The organism is Streptomyces sp. NPDC001700 (genome assembly GCF_053596435.1).
Genome location: NZ_JBSFGE010000054.1, coordinates 1 through 17146, shown reverse-complemented (window position 1 = coordinate 17146; position 17146 = coordinate 1). Strand labels below are relative to the sequence as shown.

The window sequence follows — 17146 nt, the reverse complement described above, 5'->3', positions numbered from 1 at the left end:
CCACCACACCCGGATCCGCATAACCCAGCACCGCCGCCACATGCCCCCGCACCACATCCAGCAACACCTCAACCCGCTCAACCCGCGACAACCCCACCAACCGCGCACCCACCCCGGAGGCAGGCTCGGGCTGAGCGACCCACGCACCCTCTTCGGTCAACTGCCGCACCTCGGGCACAGCGGAGAGCAGGGTGCCCGGACGCCCCGACGGGGAGCCCGAGACGAAGCGCTTCCAGTCCACGTCCACCACGGCGACCGTGGTGTCCTCACCCGCCAGCGTCTGTCGCAGAGCCGCCAGAGCGCGCTCGGGCGACAGCGGCGGCATCCCGCCCTGCCGAGCCCGCTCCTCGATCTCCCCTGATGCCATGCCACCGCCGGCCCAAGGACCCCACGCTACCGACGTGGCAGGAAGCCCGAGCGCACGCCGGTACTCGGCCAGCGCGTCGAGGGAGGCGTTGGCCGCCGCGTAGCTCGCCTGTCCCATCCCACCGATGACACCCGCGAAGGAGGAGAACAGCACGAAAGCCGACAGGTCCATCTCGCGGGTCACTTCGTGCAGCACCCAGGCCGCGTCAGCCTTCGGCCGCAGAACCCCCGCCACCCGCTCCGGCGTCAGCGACTCCACCAGGCCGTCATCCACCACACCCGCCGCATGCACCACCGCGGTGAGCGGTGACTCCACACACACCTCGGCGAGCAGCGCCTCAACCGCAGCACGATCCGCCACATCACACGCCGCAACCGTGACCCGGACACCCAACTCCGACAGCTGCGCCGTCAACTCGGCCGCACCAGGGGATTCCTGGCCACGACGGCTCGTCAGCACCAGATGCTCGGCGCCATTGGCCGCAGCCCACCGCGCCACATGCGCGCCCAGCGCACCCGTACCCCCCGTGATCAGCACCGACCCCGACAACGACCACGAACCAACCGCCTCACCCGCAGCCCCCGCCGCCCGCATCAGACGTCGCCCGAACACACCCGATGCGCGGACAGCGACCTCACCCTCACCTCCCGCGAGAACAGCCGCGAGCCGCCCGCCCGCACCCTCGTCCAACACCTCCGGAACATCCACCAGACCACCCCAACGATCCGGATGCTCCAAGCCCACGACCCGACCGAAACCCCACACCGGAGCCTGCGCGACACTACGCAGCGCCTCATCACCCACGGCCACGGCGCCGGAGGTCAACAGCCACAGCGGTACCCCGACACCGGCATCCCCCAAGCCCTGCACCACCGCGAGAGAACCCTCAACCCCCGCCGCGCAGACGACACCGGCCAACTCACCAAAACCTGCCACGGCCTCAGCCACACCGGCTCGGCTCCACACCTCGGGCGTCCACAGGCATGCGTCCACACCCGCGTCGGCCAGTAGCGCGGCAGCTCGCTCCCCCAACTCCCCCTCAGCCACTACGAGCCAACGCCCCGACACCGTGGTCGAGTCCAGCCCCAGCGGCTCCCAGGAGACGGAGTAACGCAGCCCCTCCAGCGCCACCTGTTCACGCCGCTCACGCCGCCACGACGACAGCGCGGGCAACACCTCACTCAATCGTTCATCGCCGGACAGGCGGAGGGCCGACACGACGGCATCCACGTCCTGGTCGTCAACGGCCTCCCAGAACTCCGCGTCCACCGGGTCGGCCACGCCGAGTTCCGCGGCCCGCGCGGCGGCCGCCAGCCAGTACCGCTCCCGCTGGAACGCGTACGTCGGAAGCTCAACCTGTCGCGCACCGGACACGAACGGCTCGAAGTCCATCTGCACACCGGTCACATGCAGTCGGCCGAGGGCGGTGACGAGGGCTTCCGGTTCGGCGCGGTCCTTGCGCAGGGCCGCGATCAGCTGCGCGTCTCCGGCAAGGGACTCCTGCGCCATCCCGGTCAGCACACCGTCCGGACCCAGCTCCAGGAACACGGACACACCCTGCTCCTCCAGCCAGCGCACCCCGTCACCGAAACGCACCGCCGCGCGGACGTGGCGCACCCAGTACTCGGCGGACGCCACATCCGCCGACGCCTGACCGGTCACATTCGACACCACCGGGATCGACGGCCGCTCGTACGTGAGCGACTCGGCGACCTGACGGAAGTCGTCCAGCATCGCGTCCATGTGCGGCGAGTGGAACGCGTGGCTCACCCGCAGCCGCTTGGTCTTGAACCCCAGCTCCGCGAACGCCGAGCCCAGCTCCACGACCACGTCCGCGTCACCGGCGATCACCACCGAGGAGGGGCCGTTCACCGCGGCGAGAGACACTTCGGTCTCCCGGCCCTCCAGATACGGGGCCACCGTGGCCTCATCCGCACCGACCGCCAGCATCGCGCCACCCACCGGCAACGCCTGCATCAACCGCCCACGAGCCGCCACCAGCGTCACCGCGTCGTCCAGGGACAGCACCCCGGCCACATGCGCCGCCGCCAGCTCACCGATGGAGTGCCCGGTCACGTAATCCGGACGCACACCCCACGACTCCACCAGCCGATACAGAGCCACCTCAAGAGCGAACAGACCCGGCTGCGTGAAGCCGGTCTGCCCCAGCAGCTCACCATCCTCGAACATCACCTCACGCAACGGCCGATCCAGCACCCGGTCAAACCCCGCACACACCGCGTCCAACGCCTCCGCGAACACCGGATACGCCTCGTACAGCTCCCGGCCCATACCCGCCCGCTGAGACCCCTGCCCCGAGAACAACACCGCGGTCAGCGCGTCCTTGCGTACACGGCCGGTGACGACGCGTGCCGCCGGGCGGTTCTCCGTCAGGGATGTCAGATCGGTGAGGAGCGCGTCGTAGGTGTCCGCCACGACGACGGCACGGTGTTCGAGGGCGGACCGGGTGGTCAGCAGGGAGTGCGCCAAGTCGTCGAGGTGGGTGTCCGGGTGTGCGAGGAGGTGGGCGCGGAGGCGGTCGGCCTGCCCGCGCAGGGCGTCGGCGCTGCGGCCGGACAGAGTGACCGGGATGAAAGGGGTCTCGGCGCGGTCGGTCGCCGACTCGTCGGTGGTCTCGGGAGCCTGTTCGAGAATGACGTGTGCGTTGGTGCCGCTCACGCCGAACGACGAAACGGCGGCACGGCGGAGCCGTTCCCCCTCGGGCCAGTTCACGTTCTCGGTGAGGAGTTCGACCGCCCCCGCCGACCAGTCCACGTGCGAGGTCGGCTCGTCGATGTGCAGGCTCTGCGGCAGGATTCCCCGGCGCAGTGCCATGACCATCTTGATGACGCCCGCGACACCCGAAGCGGCCTGCGTGTGGCCGAGGTTGGACTTGATGGAGCCCAGCCACAGCGGTTGGTCGGCCTCCCGCTCCCGGCCGTAGGTGGCCAGGAGCGCCTGGGCCTCGATGGGGTCGCCGAGGGTCGTACCGGTGCCGTGCGCCTCCACCGCGTCCACGTCGGACGCGTTCAGTCCGGCCTCGGCGAGCGCCTGACGGATCACGCGTCGCTGGGCGGGCCCGTTGGGAGCGGTCAGACCGTTGGAGGCGCCGTCCTGGTTGATCGCGGAGCCGCGGACGACCGCGAGGACCTGGTGACCGTTGCGCAGCGCGTCCGACAGTCGCTCCACGAGGAGCAGGCCGACACCCTCCGACCAACCGGTGCCGTCGGCGGATTCGGCGAACGGCTTGCAGCGGCCGTCGGGCGCGAGCCCGCGCTGCTTGCTGAACTCGGTGAACGCGGCGGGACTCGCCATGACGGTCACACCGCCGGCGAGTGCCATGGTGCACTCGCCCTTGCGCAGCGACTGGATGGCGAGGTGCAGGGCGACCAGCGACGAGGAGCAGGCCGTGTCGATCGTCACGGCGGGTCCCTCGAGGCCGAAGACGTACGAGATACGGCCGGAGGCCACACTGGTGACATTGCCGGTGAGGAGGTGGCCCTCGACGCCTTCGGGCAGATCGTCGACATCGGAACCGTAGGGCTGCGAGGAGGCGCCGACGAACACGGCGGTGCGGGTGCCGCGCAGTGCGGACGGCGCGATGCCGGCGCGCTCGAAGAGCTCCCAGGAGCCTTCGAGGAGGAGCCGCTGCTGCGGATCCATGGCGAGTGCCTCACGCGGGCTGATACCGAAGAGTCCGGTGTCGAACAGGTCGGCGCCGTCCACGAAGCCGCCCGCACCAGTGGAGCTGGCGGCCGCGCCGTCCCGGCCGTTGTCGAACAGCGAGCCGAGGTCCCAGCCGCGGTCGCTGGGGAACGGTGTGATGGCGTCGCCGCCGGAAACGACCAGGTCCCACAGCTGGTCCGGCGAGGCGACCCCGCCGGGGTAGCGGCAGCTCATCCCGACGATGGCGATCGGCTCCCGCTGGGGTGCCGTCAGTTCGTTGTTCTGCCTGCGCAGCCGCTCGACGTCCTTCAGCGCGGCCCGCAGGGCTTCGACGACTCGGTTGTCCTTGGTTGTCATCATCAGCTCCGATACCAGGCGTGTTCAGGAGTCGCTGCTGTCGAGCGCGATCTCGATCAGGTTGTCGATGTCCATCGAGTCGAGTTCACTCGTCTCGTCCTCGGTGGGTGTGGCGGCGGGGGTCGCGGGGCCCGCCGGACCGGTGAGGTCCAGCAGGGAGGTGAGCAGCCCGGCTTCACGCAAACGGCTGATCGGCACCGTGGCGAGCAGCCGTCGGATGTCGTCCTCGCCGAGATCCGCCGTGCCGTCGCCGTCCGCCGTCTCGAAGAGGGCCTCGGCCAGGTGCTCGGCGAGCACCGACGGCGTCGGATAGTCGAAGACCAGTGTCGCGGGCAGCGGCAGGCCGGTCGCACCGTTCAGCTGGGTGCGCAGTTCCACCGCGGTCAGCGAGTCGAAGCCGAGTTCGAGGAAGCTCTTGTCCGTGTCGACCTCGGACTTGTCCCGGAAGGACAGGACCTCGGCGACGCCGGTGCGGACCAGTTCCCGCAGTTGCCGTGCACGTTCGGGTGCGGCCAGGCCCGTGAGCCGGTCTCGCAGTGCCTGACCCCTGTCGGCGCCGTTGCCCGTCTCCGGGCCGTCGGCCTGCTCGGCCGCCAGCAGATCCCGGACGTCCGCCACTCCGTCGAGGAGCGGGCGGCGGCGGCGCGCGGTGTAGGCGGGGACGAACCGCTCCCAGGCGACGTCCGCGACGACGACACAGGTCTCGTCCCGTTCCAGGGCGGAGCGCAGGGCGGTGACGGCCAGGTTCGGCGCCATGGCCCGCAGTCCGCGGCGCAGCAGTTGCTCCCCGGCCTCACCGTCCGCCAGGCCTCCCTCGGCCCAGGGCCCCCAGGCCATCGAGGTGGCCGCGAGACCACGCGCCCTGCGCTGCTCGGCCAACGCGTCGAGGAAGGCGTTGCCCGCCGCGTACGCACCCTGCAGACCACTGCCCCAGACACCGGCGATCGACGAGAACAACACGAACGCGTCCAGGTCCGCGTCGCCGAGGACGCTGTCGAGGTTGAGCGCTCCGGCGACCTTCGCGGTCATGACGCGGACGTAGTCGTCGACTCCCGTCCCGTCGACGGACGTGTCCTGTCCGGTGCCCGCGGCGTGCACGACGGCACGGACCGTGGAGCCCTCCGCCTCAAGCCGCTTGACCAGCTCCGTCACCGAGTCGCGGTCGGCCACGTCGCAGGCAGCGACGGTCACCCGCCCCTCGCCGACGGCGGACAGCTCCGCCTCCAGCTCGGCGGCGCCCGGAGCCGCACGGCCCCGGCGGCTCGTCAGTACGACGTGCTCGGCACCCGAGGTGAGCAGCCACCGCGCGACGTGGGCGCCCAGGGCGCCAGTGCCACCGGTGACGAGGACCGTGCCCGCTGGCTGCCAGCCGTCGACGGTGTCGCTCGGTGCCAGTGGAGAACGCACCAGCCGCCGCGCGCACACACCGGACGGCCGTACGGCGACCTGGTCCTCGTCCTCGGTTCCCGCGAGGACCGCGGCCAGCCGCTCCTTCACCCGCTCGTCGGCGACGGCGGGAAGGTCGACGAGGCCACCCCAGCGTTCCGGGTGTTCCAGGCCGATGACCCGCCCCAGACCCCAGACCTGCGCCTGCGCGGGCGAAATGACGTCGGTGCCGTCGCCGCGCCCGGTGGACACCGCGCCGCAGGTGACCAGCCACAGCGGGGCCGTAACGCCCGCGTCCCCCAGGGCCTGGGTGAGGACGGCGGTGCCAGCGGTGCCCAGCGGCAGCGCCTCGTGTCCGGTGAAGGGCCGCTCGTCCAGGGCGAGGAGCGACAACACCCCGGCCAGTGGGGCCTTCTCCGCGATCCCGCTCAGTCGCACGGCCAGGGCTGCGCGGTCCAGACCTGCCTCGTCCACGTCGAGCCGGACCGCTGCGGCACCGCGCTCGGCCAGCGTGGCCTCGACGACGTCCGTCCATTCCTCGGCATGGTCGCCGGTAGGGGCCACCAGGAGCCAGGTCCCGGTGAGACGACTCTCCGCCTGCCCGGTCAGCGGCTTCCACTCGACCCGGTAACGCCAGTCGTCCACCACCGACTGTTCCCGCTGCCGCCCGCGCCAGCCCGCCAGCGCGGGCAGCACCGCCCGCAGCGCGTCCTCCCCGACCGCCAGCGTGTCCGCCAGCTCATCAGCGTCCAGGCGCTCCACCGCCGACCAGAACGCACCATCCACCACCGACCCACTACCAGCAGCCGCCCCGGCCGGTGCCTCAACCGGCTCCAGCCAGTAGTGGCGGTGCTGGAAGGGGTAGGTGGGGAGGGGGGTGCGGCGGGCGCCGGTGCCGGTGAAGTACGCCGCCCAGTCCGGGGTCACGCCCGCCACGTGCAGACGGCCCACGGCGGTGACGAGGGCTTCCGGTTCGGGGCGGTCCTTGCGCAGGGCCGCGATCAGCTGCGCGTCTCCGGTAAGGGACTCCTGCGCCATGCCCGACAGCACACCATCCGGCCCCAGCTCCAGGAACACCGATACACCCTGCTCCTCCAGCCAGCGCACCCCGTCCCCGAAACGCACCGCCGCACGCACATGACGCACCCAGTACTCGGCCGACGCCACATCCGCCGCTTGGCCGGTCACGTTCGACACCACCGGGATCGACGGCTGCCCGTACGTCAACGACTCCGCGATACGGCGGAAGTCGTCCAGCATCGCGTCCATATGCGGCGAGTGGAACGCGTGACTCACCCGCAACCGCTTCGTCTTGAACCCCAGCTCCGCGAACACCGAGCCCAGCTCCGCGACCACGTCCGCATCACCAGCGATGACCACCGACGACGGACCGTTGACAGCGGCGAGAGACACTTCGGTCTCCCGGCCCTCCAGATACGGGGCAACGGTCGCCTCATCCGCACCCACCGCCAGCATCGCGCCACCCACCGGCAACGCCTGCATCAACCGGCCACGAGCCGCCACCAACGTCACCGCATCATCCAGGGACAACACCCCAGCCACATGCGCCGCCGCCAACTCACCAATGGAATGCCCGGTCACGTAATCCGGATGAATTCCCCAGCTCTCCGCCAGCCGGTACAGAGCCACCTCAAGAGCGAACAGACCCGGCTGCGTGAAGCCCGTCTGCCCCAGCAGCTCCCCATCTTCGAACATCACCTCACGCAACGGACGGTCCAGCACCCGGTCAAACCCCGCACACACGGCATCCAGTGCCTCCGCGAACACCGGGAAGGCTTCGTACAACTCGCGGCCCATACCGGCCCGTTGAGACCCCTGCCCCGAGAACAACACCGCCGTCAGACCGTCCCGCTGCGCCGTCCCCATGAGGACGCCCGCAGCCGTTTCGCCCTCGGCGATGCGGTCGAGCCCTTGTCGCAGAGTTGTTTCGTCGGTGCCGATGACGACGGCCCGGTGTTCCAGAGCGGCACGTGTCGTCGCCAGCGAGAACGCCACATCAACCGGCGAGAAGCCACCAACCAGTGCTGACCGCAACCTCTCTGCCTGCGCCCTCAGCGCGGCCTCCGACTTCGCCGACACCACCCACGGCACCACACCGCCCTCAACCGGCCCGGAAACCGACCCGGACCCAGCGTCAGGCGCCTGCTCCAAGATCACGTGAGCGTTGGTGCCGCTCACACCGAACGACGACACACCCGCCCGCCTCGGGCGACCCGTCTCCGGCCAGGACCGGGCCTCGGTCAGCAACTCCACCGATCCGGTCGACCAGTCCACATGCGACGACGGCGCATCGACGTGCAGGGACTTCGGCAGCTCTCCATGGCGCATCGCCATGACCATCTTGATCACACCCGCGACACCCGAAGCAGCCTGCGTGTGCCCGATGTTCGACTTCACCGACCCCAGCCACAACGGCCGGTCAGTCTCCCGGCCCTGCCCATAGACGGCCAGCAGGGCCTGGGCCTCGATCGGGTCGCCCAGCGTCGTACCCGTGCCATGCGCCTCCACCGCATCCACCTCGGACGCCTCGACACGCGCATTCGCCAACGCCTGCCGGATCACCCGCTGCTGCGACGGACCGTTCGGCGCCGTCAGACCATTCGACGCACCATCCTGGTTGACGGCGGAGCCGCGGACGACCGCTAGGACTTCGTGACCGTTGCGGCGCGCGTCCGACAACCGCTCCACCAGCAGCAGCCCGACACCCTCACCCCAACCGGTCCCGTCCGCACCCTCCGCGAACGGCTTACACCGGCCATCCCCGGCCAGCCCACCCTGCCGACTGAACTCCATGAACGCACCCGGCGTCGACATCACCGCCACACCACCGGCCACCGCCAACGAGCACTCACCACTACGCAGCGCCTGCGCCGCAAGATGCAGAGCGACCAGCGAAGACGAACACGCCGTGTCCACCGTCACCGCCGGACCCTCAAGCCCCAACACATACGACAGGCGCCCCGACACCACACTGCCCGCGTCACCAGTCGTCAGGTATCCCTCGCCCGCCTCCTGCGTCAGACCGGTGCCGTAGCCCTGGGAGGACGCGCCAGCGAAGACGCCGGTCTGGCTGCCGCGCAAGGACGTCGCATCGATCCCCGCCCCCTCGAACAGCTCCCAGGCCGCCTCCAGCATCAACCGCTGCTGCGGATCCATCGCCAGCGCCTCACGCGGCGAGATCCCGAAGAACCCGGCATCGAACTCCCCCGCGTCATGGACGAACCCGCCCACCGGGCTGAAGTCGCCGTCGACGTCCCAGCCACGGTCCGTCGGGAACCCGGACATCGCATCCGTGCCCGAGGCCACCAGGTCCCACAGGTGCTCCGAGGAACGTGCGTCGCCCGGGTAGCGGCAGGCCATGCCGACGATCGCGATCGGCTCGTCCACGGCCGTGGCGACGCCGGTCACGGCCCCCGGCGCGATGGGCGCGGAGTGGGCCCCGAGAAGCTCGTCACGCAGGTACTCGGTGAGTGCGGCCGCTGTGGGGTGATCGAAGACCACCGTGGCCGGTAGCCGTATCCCGATGCGCCTGCCGAGCGCGTCGCGCATCTGCACGGCGGTCAAGGAGTCGAAGCCGAGTTCCCGGAAGGCCTTGGTGCGGTCGATCGCATCGGCGTTCGCCAGGCCCAGCACGGTGGCGGCCTCTTCGCGTACGAGCTGAAGCAGGGCCCGGGTGCGCTCGGTCTCCGAAGCCGCGGCGAGGGTCCGTACGAGATCCGGTGTCTCGTCGCCGGGGACATCCCGGCTGTCGGAAGCGGCCAGCGCCTGGCGCGCCTCGGGGATGTCGGAGATCAGCGGTCGGGGGCGGGCCGCCGTGAAGCCGGGCACGAACCGTGCCCAGTCCACATCGGCGACCGCGACGAACGTCTCGTCGTGCTCCACCGCCTGCACCAGCGCCGACACGGCGAGCTCGGGATCCATCGGCAGCACACCACGACGCCGCAGTTGCTCCTCGGCGGCACCTTGCGCGGCGAGTCCACCGCCACCCCAGGCGCCCCAAGCGATCGAGGTCGCGGTCAGACCACGTGCCCTGCGGTCCTCCGCCAGCGCGTCCAGGTAGGCGTTGCCCGCCGCGTACGCGCTCTGTCCACCGCTGCCCCAGACACCCGCGTTGGAGGAGAACAGCACGAAGGCATCCAGCTCCGTCTCGCCGAGCAGTTCGTCCAGGTTCCGGGCGCCCGACACCTTCGGGGCGAGCACGGCGGCCGCCGCGTCGTCCGTGAGCGTGTCGAGGGTGCCGTTGCGGACGGTTCCTGCGGTGTGGATGACGGCGGTGGGCGGGTGCTCGGCCAACAGGCCCGCCACCGCGTCACGATCCGCCACATCACACGCCGCCACCGTCACCCGGGCACCCAGCCCCGTCAGCTCCGCCGCCAGCTCAACCGCGCCGGGGGCCTCCAACCCCCGCCGACTCGTCAACACCACATGCCCAGCACCATTCGCAGCAACCCACCGCGCCACATGCCCACCCAACGCACCCGTACCACCCGTGATCAACACCGTCCCGTGAGGCGACCACGACCGCACCACCGGCGCATCACCCAGCGGCGCCCGCACCAGACGCCGCACGAACACCCCAGACGCACGTACCGCGACCTGGTCCTCACCGCCCGCTCCCGCAGCCAGAACCGCTGCCAGACGCCCCACCGCCCGCCCGTCCAACCTCTCAGGAAGATCCAGCAGACCACCCCAGCGATCGGCACACTCCAGACCGACAACCCGGCCAAGGCCCCACACCTGCGCCTGATCGACGCTCGTGAGCCGGTCGGAACGGCCCACCGACACCGCACCGCGCGTCACCAGCCACAGCGGCGCCCCAATTCCCGCATCGCCCAGCGCCCGCACCAAAGCAACCGTGTCAGCAAGACCACCCACCCCCAGACCGAGCAACGACACGACCCCATCAACCGCCCCCACCCCAGAGAGCCGCTCGACCAGCCGAGTGCCGTCATCGAGCGAGAGACACACCACCTCAACCCCATGCTCAATAAGTCGAGGCGACAACACATCACTGTCCGGACCAGCCGACACCACCAACCAACGCCCAGCCAAAGCCCGCGACTCCAACACCACCGGCTTCCACGACACCGAATAACGCCACTCATCCACCCGCGACCGGGCCTTCCGACGACGACGCCACGACGACAACGCAGGCAACACCACACCCAACGCATCACCCTCAACGCTGAGCGTCTCGGCCAACGACACCGAATCCTCACGCTCCACCGCCGCCCAGAACTCCACATCCAGCGGATCGGCCACCACACCACCGACCTCACCCGGAGCAACACCCTCCTCGACGAGCCAGAAGTGCTGGTGATCGAAGGCATAGGTGGGCAGGGCGACTTGGCGTGCCCCGGCGAACACCGGGGCCCAGTCGACCCGTACGCCGTGGGTGTGGGCTTCGCCGAGAGACATCAGGAACCTGCTCGGGCCACCCTCTCCACGACGCAGCGTTCCGACGGCCACGCCGACGGAGTCCAGTTCGTCCAGCGTCTCGCGCAGGCCGACGGTCAGCACCGGGTGAGGGCTCGCCTCGACGAAGACCTGATGCCCCTGCTGGACGAGCGACTTGGTCGCTTCCTCGAAACGGACGGTCTGACGCAGGTTGGCGTACCAGTACTCGGCGTCCATCACCGACGTGTCCAGCCACTCGGCCGTCACCGTGGAGAAGAACGGCACCTGTGCCGTACGCGGCTCAAGCCCCGCCAGCACATCCAGGAGGTCGCCGTGAATCGTCTCCACCTGCGCCGAGTGCGAGGCGTAGTCCACCGGAATACGACGCGCCCGGATACCCTCCGCCTCACAGGCCGCCAGGAGGGCATCCAGCTCAGCGACATCACCGGACACCACCACGGACGACGGCCCGTTGACCGCGGCCACCGACAGCCCATCCGTCAACCGCTCCCGCACGTCCTCCACCGCCAGGGCCACCGACACCATGCCACCCAGCCCCGACAACGCCAGAATCGCCCTCGACCGCAGCGCCACCACCTTCGCCGCGTCCTCGATCGACAACGCCCCCGCCACACACGCCGCCGCGATCTCACCCTGCGAATGCCCCACCACAGCAGCAGGCTCCACACCAAACGAACGCCACAACTCCGCCAGGGACACCATCACCGCCCACAACACCGGCTGCACGACATCGACGCGCTCCAACGCCTCCGCGTCACCCAGCACATCGAACAACGACCAATCCACATACGACGACAGCGCGGTGGCACACTCCCGCATCCGCTCCGCGAACACCGGCGACGACTCCAGCAGCTCAGCCGCCATCCCCACCCACTGCGACCCCTGCCCCGGAAACACGAACGCCACCTTGCCGCGCCCGGCACCGAGCACTCCCTCGGTGACCGCTGTGTCCGAGCGGCCCTCGGACAGGGCGTCGAGTGCACCGAGGAGGGTGGCCCGGTCGGGGCCGACGACCACGGCGCGATGGTCGAGCGCGGCCCGGGTCCTGAGAAGGGACCAGCCGATGTCACGGGGAGCGAGTTCGGGGTGGTCCTGCAGGTGCCGACGCAGCCGCGCGGCCTGGACGCGCAGGGCGCTGCCGGTCTGCGCCGAGAGCACCAGGGGAACGACGCCGTGATCGGCCTGCTCCTCGGCGGGAGCAGTCGTCCCGCGTGTGTCGTCCGCGTTGAGCGGCGCCGGAGCCTCGGGGACCTGTTCCAGGACGACGTGTGCGTTCGTACCGCTGAAGCCGAAGGAGGACACTCCCGCCCGGCGCGGGTGGCCGTTCTCGGGCCATGGTGTCGCGGAGGTGAGTAGTTCCACTGCTCCGTCGGACCACTCGACGCGGGACGACGGGGCGTCGATGTGCAGGCTGCGGGGCAGCAGTCCGTGCCGCATCGCCATGACCATCTTGATGACGCCCGCGACACCGGCTGCGGCCTGGGCGTGCCCGATGTTCGACTTGACGGATCCCAGCCACAACGGGTGGTCCCCGTCGCGTCCTTGGCCGTACGTGGCGATGAGGGCCTGCGCCTCGATGGGGTCGCCGAGCGTGGTGCCGGTGCCGTGGGCCTCCACCGCGTCCACATCGGCCGGTGCGAGGCGGGCGTCGGCGAGGGCCTGGCGGATGACGCGCTGCTGCGAGGGACCGTTGGGCGCGGTCAGGCCGTTCGAAGCACCGTCCTGGTTGACGGCGGAACCTCGTACGAGGGCGAGCACCTGGTGGCCGTTACGGCGGGCGTCGGACAGTCGCTCGACGAGCAGCATCCCGACGCCTTCGCCCTGGCCGAAGCCGTCGGCGGCCTCGGCGAAGGGCTTGCAGCGGCCGTCGGCGGCCAGGCCGCGCTGGCGGCTGAACTCGCTGAACGTGGCCGTGGTCGACATGACGGTCACTCCGCCGGCGAGCGCGAGGGTGCACTCACCGTTGCGCAGCGCCTGGACCGCCAGGTGCAGCGCCACCAGCGAGGAGGAGCACGCCGTGTCCACGGTCATGGCCGGACCTTCGAGGCCGAACGTGTAGGCGATACGGCCGGACATGACACTGGCCGCGTCGCCGGTGACGAGGTAGCCCTCGATCTCCTCCGGAGCCTGTGCCACGGAGGCGCTGTAGCCCTGCGGGTAGGAGCCGACGAAGACGCCCGCGGGGGTGCCGCGCAGCGACGTCGGGTCGATGCCCGCGCGCTCGAACACCTCCCAGGCGGCCTCCAGTACGAGCCGCTGCTGCGGGTCCATCGCGAGCGCCTCCCGGGGGCTGACCCCGAACAGCGCCGGGTCGAACCGGGCGGCATCGTGCAGGAAGGAGCCCGCGGTGGTGTAGGAGGTGCCGGGGTGGTCGGGGTCGGGGTCGTAGAGGCCGTCGAGGTCCCAGCCACGGTCGGTGGGCAGGCCGGTGACCGCGTCGCGCTCGGCGACGAGCATCTGCCACAGGTCCTCCGGGGACGGCACGTCGCCGGGGAAGCGGCAGCTCATGGCGACGATCGCGATCGGGTCCTCGGCACCTTCCTTCCCGGCCCCGCCGGTGGACCGCGGTCCGGCGAGGGCGAGGGGCGTCTGCTTCTCCGTGGCGTCGGCGCCCACCAGCTCCGTGCGCAGGAACTCGACGAGCGCCGTCGGAGTGGGATGGTCGAACACGAGGGTGGCGGACAGCTTGAGACCGGTCACGCTCCTGAGACGGTTGCGGAGTTGCACCGCGGTCACCGAGTCGAAGCCGAGATCCCGGAAGGGCCTGCGCTCGTCGGCGGTCTCGTCGCCCGAGTAGCCCAGTACCGCGGCCACATGGGTGCGTACGAGGTCGAGCAGGAGCGTGTTCTGTTCGGCGCGGGTGAGCCCGACGACGCGCTGGGCGAGTCCGGTGGGGGTGTCGTCGGCGTCCTGTGCCCGGGTGTTCGCCCCGGTGTCGGCGACGATACGGCGTACGTCGTCGAGCGCGTCGAAGAACCGGGTGGGCCTGCCCGCCGTGTACGCGGCGTGGAACCGCTGCCAGTCGATGTCGGCGACGGTCGTGTACGTCTCGTCGCGGTCGAGGGCCTGCCGCAGTGCCGCGATGGCGATTTCGGGGGCCATCGCCGGGACGCCGTGCCGACGGGCGACCTCGCCGATGCCGCTGTCGGCCATGCCACCGTCGGCCCACGGGCCCCAGGCCACCGAGGTGGCGGTGAGTCCCTGGGCGCGGCGGTGCTGAGCGAGTGCGTCGAGGAACGCGTTGCCCGGCGCGTAGTTGCCCTGTCCGGACGCACCGAGGGTGCCCGCGAGCGAGGAGAACAGGATGAACGCGGACAGTTCGCGGTCCTGTGTGAGTTCGTGCAGGTGCTGCGCGGCCTGCACCTTGACTCGCTGGACCTGTTCCACCTGCTCCATTTCGAGCAGGTCGAGAGCGGTGTCGTCCAGGACGGCCGCGGTGTGCACGACTGCGTCGACTGGGTGCCGACCGAGCAGTTCGGCAAGGGCGGCGCGGTCGCTGACGTCGCAGGCGGCAAGGGTGACCCGGGCGCCGAGCGCGGTGAGTTCGGCATGGAGTTCGTCGGCACCGGGCGCGTCGGCGCCACGCCTGCTGGTGAGCAGCAGGTGCTCGGCACCCTCCGCGGCGAGCCATCGGGCGATGCGACCACCGAGGGCGCCGGTACCGCCGGTCACGAGGACCGTGCCTGCGGGACGCCAACCTGCGTTATTGGTAGTGGGGTTGACGGTCCGGTCGCCCACGGAGTCGCGCTCGATGCGGCGGCCGAAGGCACCGGTGTCCCGCAGTGCGAGCTGGTCCTCGCCCGTGCCTGCGACGAGCACACGGCCGAGCCTCGCGAGAGCCCGTTCGTCCGCGGTCGCGGGCAGGTCGACCAGGCCACCCCAGCGGCCGGTGCACTCCAGGCCGGCGACCCGCCCCATGCCCCAGACCAGCGCCTGCGCAGGGTGTGTGACGGTGTCGCCGGGGCTTGCGGCCACCGCTCCCCGGGTCGCGCACCACATCGGGACGTCGACGCCGAGGTCGCCAAGGGCCTGCAGCACGAGCAGCGTGCCCGCCACGCCTGCGGGGACGGCGGGGTACATGGCGTGCGGCTCGTCGTCGAGGGCCAGGAGCGACCACACACCGGCTGCGCCGGAGGCCTCCCGCAACAGTTCGGCGGCAGCCGCGCGGTGGAGGGTGCGGGGGTCGACGGTGTGCCGTACGACCTGTGCGCCGCCGCGCTCCAGCGCGCGCAGCGAGGCCGTCACAACCTCGTCGTCGGCCAGGGACTCCGGCACCAGCACCAGCCAGGTACCGGACAGCGCCGCCGCCGTGGGTTCGGTGATCCGCTCCCACGTGACGCGGTACCGCCAGGAGTCCACGGTCGACCGCTCGCGATTGGCCCGCCGCCACGAGGACAGCCTCGGCATCAGCGAACTGAGCGGCTGGTCCCCGTCGACCTGGAGGATCCCGGCCACCTCGGCCAGGTCCTCCTGTTCGATCGCGGTCCAGAATTTCTCCTCGACCGGGTCGGCGACCAGGGCGACCGGTTCACTGTCGTGGCGAACCGTCGCAGGCCAGTAGTGCTTGCGCTGGAAGGCGTAGGTGGGCAGGTCGACGCGGCGCCCGCCGACCGTCAGCGGCGACCAGTCAACGGGCAGCCCGCGCACCCAGCCCTCGGCGAGGGAGACGGCGAACCGCTCCGGACCACCCTCGTCCCGGCGCAGGGAGCCCAGGACCAGCCCGTCAGTGCCGACCGCGTCCAGGGTCTCCTGCACGCCGACGGTGAGCACCGGGTGCGCGGAAGCCTCGATGAAGAAGCGATACCCCTGCTCGGCCAGCGCCCTCGTGGCCTCCTCGAAACGCACCGTCTGACGCAGATTCGTGAACCAGTACTCCGCGTCCAAAACCGTCGTGTCCAGCCACTCGGCCGTCACCGTCGAGAAGAACGGCACCTCAGCCGCACGCGGCTCAAGCCCCGCCAGAACCTCGCCAAGCTCAGCATGAATCGTCTCCACCTGAGCCGAATGGGACGCGTAGTCCACCGGAATACGGCGGGCCCGCACCTCATCCGCCTCACAGGCCGCCAGGAGGGCATCCAGCTCAGCAACGTCACCGGAAACGACTACGGACGATGGCCCGTTGACCGCGGCCACCGACAGCCCATCCGTCAACCGCTCCCGCACGTCCTCCACCGCCAGGGCCACCGACACCATGCCACCCAGCCCCGACAGCGCCAGAATCGCCCTCGACCGCAGCGCCACCACCTTCGCCGCATCCTCGATCGACAACGCCCCCGCCACACACGCCGCCGCGATCTCACCCTGCGAATGCCCCACCACAGCAGCAGGCTCCACACCAAACGAACGCCACAACTCGGCCAAGGACACCATCACCGCCCACAGCACCGGCTGCACGACATCGACGCGCTCCAACGCCTCCGCGTCACCCAGCACATCGAACAACGACCAATCCACATACGACGACAACGCGTCCGCGCACTCCCGCATCCGCTCCGCGAACACCGGCGACGACTCCAGCAGCTCAGCCGCCATCCCCACCCACTGCGACCCCTGCCCCGGAAACACGAACACGGACTTCCCGCCCGCACCCAGACTCGTACCACTCACCGCTTTTACGGCGGCACCATCCGTGGCGATCGCCTGCAAGCCCTCCCGCAACGACTTCAGATCACCGCCCACCACGGCAGCCCGGTACTCCAGAGCCGCACGCGAAGTGACGAGCGAGAAGCCCACATCCACAGGAGACACATCGGCACGCTCCGCGACGTGCGTCAGCAGCCGCTCGGCCTGCGCCCGCAGCGCCTCCTCCGACTTCGCCGACAACACCCACGGCACTACACCCGCCGAACCCGGCAGATCATCCCGCTCCTCCCGACCCACCTCGGGTTCGGATTCCGGAGCCTCCTCCAAAATGACGTGCGCGTTGGTGCC

At 70.6% G+C, this 17146-nt stretch carries 2 protein-coding genes; both read right to left on the bottom strand.

All coding sequences use genetic code 11. The annotated features are described in order from the left end of the window. Positions 1 to 4390, bottom strand: a 4390-nt coding sequence (locus ACWC5C_RS41590) for a type I polyketide synthase (RefSeq protein WP_450884485.1), incomplete at its 3' end; no start/stop codon positions are given. Between the two features lie 24 nt (positions 4391 to 4414). Further along, positions 4415 to 17146: type I polyketide synthase (locus ACWC5C_RS41585; RefSeq protein WP_450884483.1), on the bottom strand; the 12732-nt coding region annotated here is incomplete at its 5' end.